Raw genomic sequence first — 4790 nt, forward strand, 5'->3', positions numbered from 1 at the left:
GTACCTCGGTGAAGGCGTCGGCTGCGGGCGCGCGCACCGGGAGGTTCGGCAGTGGGGTTCTAAGCCAGAGCAGACGCAGGACGGGCGACGGGGCTTCACGCGCTTCACCGAACATGTGTGCTTGAAGCCGTAACTCGCGTGCTTGGAGGCGTAACACTCAGATCCGCCCTCAATCACGCGTGATACGGCTTCAAGCACGCGTGATACGGCTCCGATCACGCGAGTTCCGCGAGGGAGGCTAGGTGCGGCGCGCGGTGGAGCCCCGGACGACGAGTTCGGGCGCGAACAGCAGTTCCTCGGCCGCCACCTCGCCACCGTTTATGCGCTTGACCAGCAGTTCCACCACGGCGCGGCCCATCGCCTCGATCGGCTGGCGGGTCGTGGTGAGGGGCGGGTCGGTGCAGTTCATCAGGGCGGAATCGTCGTAGCCGACCACCGAGACGTCTTCGGGGACGGACAGTCCCTGCCGCCTTGCCGCGCGGATCGCCCCCAAAGCCAGGAGGTCGCTCGCGCACAGGACGGCCGTCGCGCCGCGCGGGTACAGCCGGGCCGCGGCCGCGTGCCCGCCTTCGATGGAGAACATGCCGTGTTCGACCAGTTCGTCCAGGACCGGGAGACCGAGTTTCCCCGCGTAGGCGCGGAAGGCCTCGAGTTTCCGCTGGGACGGGACGTGGTCGTTCGGGCCGAGGACCAGGCCGATCTTCTCGTGGCCGAGCGAGCTGAGGTGTCCGACGACCTGTTCGACGGCGACCGCGTCGTCGCACGAGATCTGCGGCAGCCCGAGGTGGTCGACGGCGGCGTTGATCAGCACCGTCGGCAGGCGCCGCTCGGCGAGATGGTGGTAGTGGGAGTGCACCGCGTCGGCCTGGGCGTACAGCCCGCCGGCGAACACGACACCGGAGACCTGCTGCTGCAAGAGCAGTTCGACGTACTCCGCTTCGGAGACGCCGCCCGCGGTGCGGGTGCACAGCACCGGGGTGAAACCCTGCTGGGCCAGTGCGTTGCCCATGATCTCGGCCAGTGCGGGGAAGATGGGGTTCTGGAGTTCGGGAAGGACCAGTCCGACCAGGCGGGCGCGATCCCCGCGCAGCTGGGTCGGCCGTTCGTAGCCCATCACGTCCAGCGCGGTGAGGACGGCGGCCCGGGTGCTCGCGGAGACCCCGGACCGGCCGTTGAGCACCCGGCTGACCGTGGCTTCACTGACCCCGACCTTGCGGGCGACTTCGGCAAGACGACGCGTCATGGTTGAAACATTACCGCAAGCGAGCGCAAGAACTAGACACTCTTGATCGGTGCGGTTGCCCGGAAGTCCCGTGAGGAAGGAACGAGGGCGGCGGCCGCCGGAGCGGCGAAGCAGACGACCGCGCAGGCGGCCAGCACGGGCGCCGCCCCGAACCGGTCGATCGCGGGCGCGATGAACGCGAGCCCGGCGGGCGCGAGGCCGTAGGAGAACAGGAAGTCCAAAGAGGACACGCGCGCGAGCTTCCCCGGCTCGACCTCCCGCTGGGTCGCGGTGAACCACGGGACGTTGAACAGTTCGATGCCCAGCCCGGCGACGACATAGGCGGCGACGACGAAGGCCGGGTGCACCGGGAACAGCAGGCTCAGCGGCGCGAAGCCGTAGCAGCCGAGCCCGGCCAGCGCCGTCCAGCCCTGCCACCTCGGGCGCCAGCGCGCGATGACGACGGCGCCCGCGAGCGCGCCGAGGGTGTACGCGGTGAGCCCGGCGGCCAGTACCGTTTCGCTGTCATAGCGGTCGCGGCTGACCAGCGGCAGCACGACGCCGGTGGCGGAATAGCCGGTCGCGACGACGGCGGTCAGCGCGCCGAGCCCGGCCAGGAACCACGGGTGGCGGCGGGCTTCGCGGAGACCGTCGGCGAACTCGCCGAAGAAGCGGGTCCCGGCGGGGGCCGGGGAGGGCGTGAAGGTGCCTCGCGGCGGGATCAGTGCCGCGCCCAGCCACAGCACGCCTGTCCCGATCACCAGTGCCGACGTCGAAGCGAACTGGGAGAGCAGGGCGGTGAGTCCCGGCGCGACCAAGGTCGTGACCCGGACGGCGAGGGTCATCGCGGCGTTGGCCTGCTGTCGCCGGTCTTCGGCGATCACCTCGGCCGTCAACGCCTGGAACGCCGGGCGGCACGCGCCCTGCCCGACCCCGACGACGGCGGCCGCGGTGGCCATCAGCAGGACCGACCGGCCCATACCGGTGGCGATCAGCGGAGTGGCGAGACCGGCGATGAGACCTGCCCAGAGCACGACCCCGCGGCGGGAATGCCGGTCGGCCAGTACACCCGCCACCGGGACGGCCACGAGGAATCCCGCCGTCCGCGCGGCGAGCACGATGCCGAGGTCCACAGCCGAAAGCGACCGTTCCAGCACCGCGAGTCCGAGGATGAACGGCAGCGCCCAGGTCGCCAGCCCGGAGGCGGTGTTCCCGGTCCAGAGCCGGAGGAACGACAGGCTGCGGAACACCGGCCCGACGATAGCAAGGAGAGACAACGGGCCCGTCCGCGCTCTACTCTGCCTCCCGTGCGCACACCGACCCCGACCCGAGGCCCGGCCCGGCGCCTCCGCGGCGGGGCTGTCGGGGTCCTGACCGGCACTTTGGCGACCGGTGCCCACGTCGGGACCAGCGGTCGCGTCCCGGACCTCGGTGTCGTCGTGCTGCTCGTCGCCCTGCTGAGCTGGGTGGCGTACGCGTTCGCGGGACGTCGCCGTGGCCCGCTCGCGATCCTCGGCCTGGTGGCGGGCGGGCAACTGGCGATGCACGCCTGCCTGACCTTCCTGACCTGGCAGTCGCACGCCCATCACGCCGAGTCCCCTGGCAACGGCCTGTCCATGGCCGCCGGGCACGCCGCCGCGACCCTGGTGGTGGCGATGGTGCTCGCGGGCGCCGAGCACGTCGTGTACGCGCTCACGACGCTCATCGCTTCGGTTCTTCCCCGGCGTTTGACACCGCCGCCCGCGACAGCGCCGCTGCGGATCCACGTCCCGCTCGCGGTGCAGTTCCCCGCGACCGAGGCGCTCCTGCGAGACGTGCTTTCGCGGCGCGGCCCGCCGGTGGCCTCCGCCTGATCCCCGAAACCCTGCCGAGACCCGTGTCGCGGCAGGGCTCAGCACGCGTGCCGTGACCATCCCGGCGCGCGGAGCAGGCGCACGCCTCCCCACCGACGCCTCAGGAGTCCCCATGGCAACGCGAATCGAACCGACCACGAGCCCGCCGCGCGCGACCGGCTGGCGCGGGCTGTTCCTCCGTCTCCACTTCTACGCCGGCGTTCTCGTCGGACCGTTCATCCTCATCGCCGCATTGAGCGGCGTTCTCTACGCGGCGACACCGCAGATGGAGTCCTGGATCTACTCCGACCAGCTCCGCGCCCCCGTCGGGCTGAACCAGGCCTCACTCGCCGATCAGGTCAAGGCGGCCCAAGCGGCTCATCCCGGCGGCGAACTGGTCGCCGTCCGGCCCGCCCCCGAGCCGGGCGACACGACCCGGGTGCTGTTCGCCGAGGAAGGACTCGGCGAGTCCGAACGGCGGGCGGTGTTCGTCGATCCGGCCACCGCGCAGGTGCGCGGGGACCTCGTCGCCTACGGCACGAGCGGCGCTTTGCCGTTCCGGACCACGCTCGACCAGTTGCACCGCAACCTGCTGCTCGGCGAGCCGGGGCGGCTCTACAGCGAACTCGCCGCCTCCTGGCTGTGGGTGGTCGCGCTCGGCGGGTTGGTGCTGTGGGTGAGCCGCCGTCGTGCCCGCCGGGCCGAGAAGGCCGAGTCCGCGCGCGGGAAGTCGATGCGCCGTCACGGATCCCTCGGTCTGTGGGTACTGCTCGGCGCGTTGTTCCTGTCCGCGACAGGGCTCACGTGGTCGGCGTACGCGGGTGAGAACGTCTCCGCGCTGCGCGAATCCCTCGGCTGGGCAACTCCGGCGTTGAAGGTGACCGGTGGTGACGAACACGCCGGTCACGCCGGTCACGGCGACGCCCCGGCCGCGCCGGCGCCCGCGAAACCCGAGAGCGTGGACGCGATGCTGGCCTCCGCCCGCGCCGCCGGGATCGACGCCGCCTCGGTGGAGATCGGGCTGCCCACGAAACCCGGTGCTCCTTGGCAGGTGGCGGAAATCGAGCGCGGCTGGCCGACGCAGGTCGACGCCGTCGCGGTCGACGGGACCACCGGGCAGATCCTGGGCGAGGTGCGGTTCGCCGACTACCCGCTGATGGCGAAGCTCGCCCGCTGGGGGATCGACGCGCATATGGGCGTGCTGTTCGGCTGGCCCAACCAGATCGTGCTGCTCCTGCTCGGCGCCGGTCTGGTCACGCTGGTCGTGCTCGGCTACCGGATGTGGTGGCAGCGCAGGCCCACCCGCGCCACCGGGCTGACCTTCGGGCGGCCCATCCCGCGCGGTCAATGGCGCAAGGCGCCGCCCTGGCTGCTGGCGGGGCTCCTCGTCCTGGCCGCCGCGATCGGGTGGTTCGTACCGCTGCTCGGCATCAGCCTGCTGGCGTTCCTGGTGATCGACCTGTTGCTGGGCCTGCGATCCCGTGGCAAGTCCACACCGGACTCGACCGACGTCACCGGGTGAGTTCCGCGCTCGCCGCCCACAGCCGGGCGGCGAGCGCGGTGTCCCGGTGCGGAGTGTCCACACGAGACACATCGCGCCGATTGCGTGCCCGATTGGTCCCATGGTGTCCGGTCCTGGTGGGGGGTGCTGGGGTGGGAGGTGGGGTTTTAAGGCCCCCACGCCCACACACCACCACCCACCCACCACCCAAAAAGCACAGGCGACCGGGGATGTG

4 protein-coding genes are annotated in these 4790 nt (G+C 71.5%); 2 read left to right on the top strand and 2 right to left on the bottom strand.

Going from position 1 to position 4790, the window contains the following annotated elements; translation table 11 throughout:
* Positions 1-238: 238 nt before the first annotated feature.
* Positions 239-1243 (bottom strand): LacI family DNA-binding transcriptional regulator, encoded by a 1005-nt coding sequence (locus tag ACFWIW_RS40985; RefSeq protein ID WP_240599035.1) that lies wholly within the window; start codon positions 1241-1243, stop codon positions 239-241.
* A 32-nt stretch (positions 1244-1275) separates the two neighbouring features.
* Positions 1276-2472 carry an MFS transporter gene (locus ACFWIW_RS40990; RefSeq protein WP_378373418.1) on the bottom strand — a complete coding sequence of 399 codons (1197 nt, stop codon included), beginning with the start codon at positions 2470-2472 and terminating at the stop codon, positions 1276-1278.
* Between the two features lie 57 nt (positions 2473-2529).
* Here ACFWIW_RS40990 and ACFWIW_RS40995 point away from each other — a divergent pair, with 57 nt between their 5' ends.
* Entirely contained in the window at positions 2530-3075 is a 546-nt protein-coding gene (locus ACFWIW_RS40995; protein WP_378373419.1) for a hypothetical protein, read from the top strand.
* Positions 3076-3187: 112 nt separating this feature from the next.
* Positions 3188-4576, top strand: a complete 1389-nt coding sequence (locus ACFWIW_RS41000) for a PepSY-associated TM helix domain-containing protein (RefSeq protein ID WP_378373420.1) — start codon at positions 3188-3190, stop codon at positions 4574-4576.
* The last annotated feature ends 214 nt before the right edge of the window (positions 4577-4790 follow it).

This window comes from Amycolatopsis sp. NPDC058340, assembly GCF_042723975.1.
In the GTDB taxonomy this organism is placed as follows: domain Bacteria; phylum Actinomycetota; class Actinomycetes; order Mycobacteriales; family Pseudonocardiaceae; genus Amycolatopsis.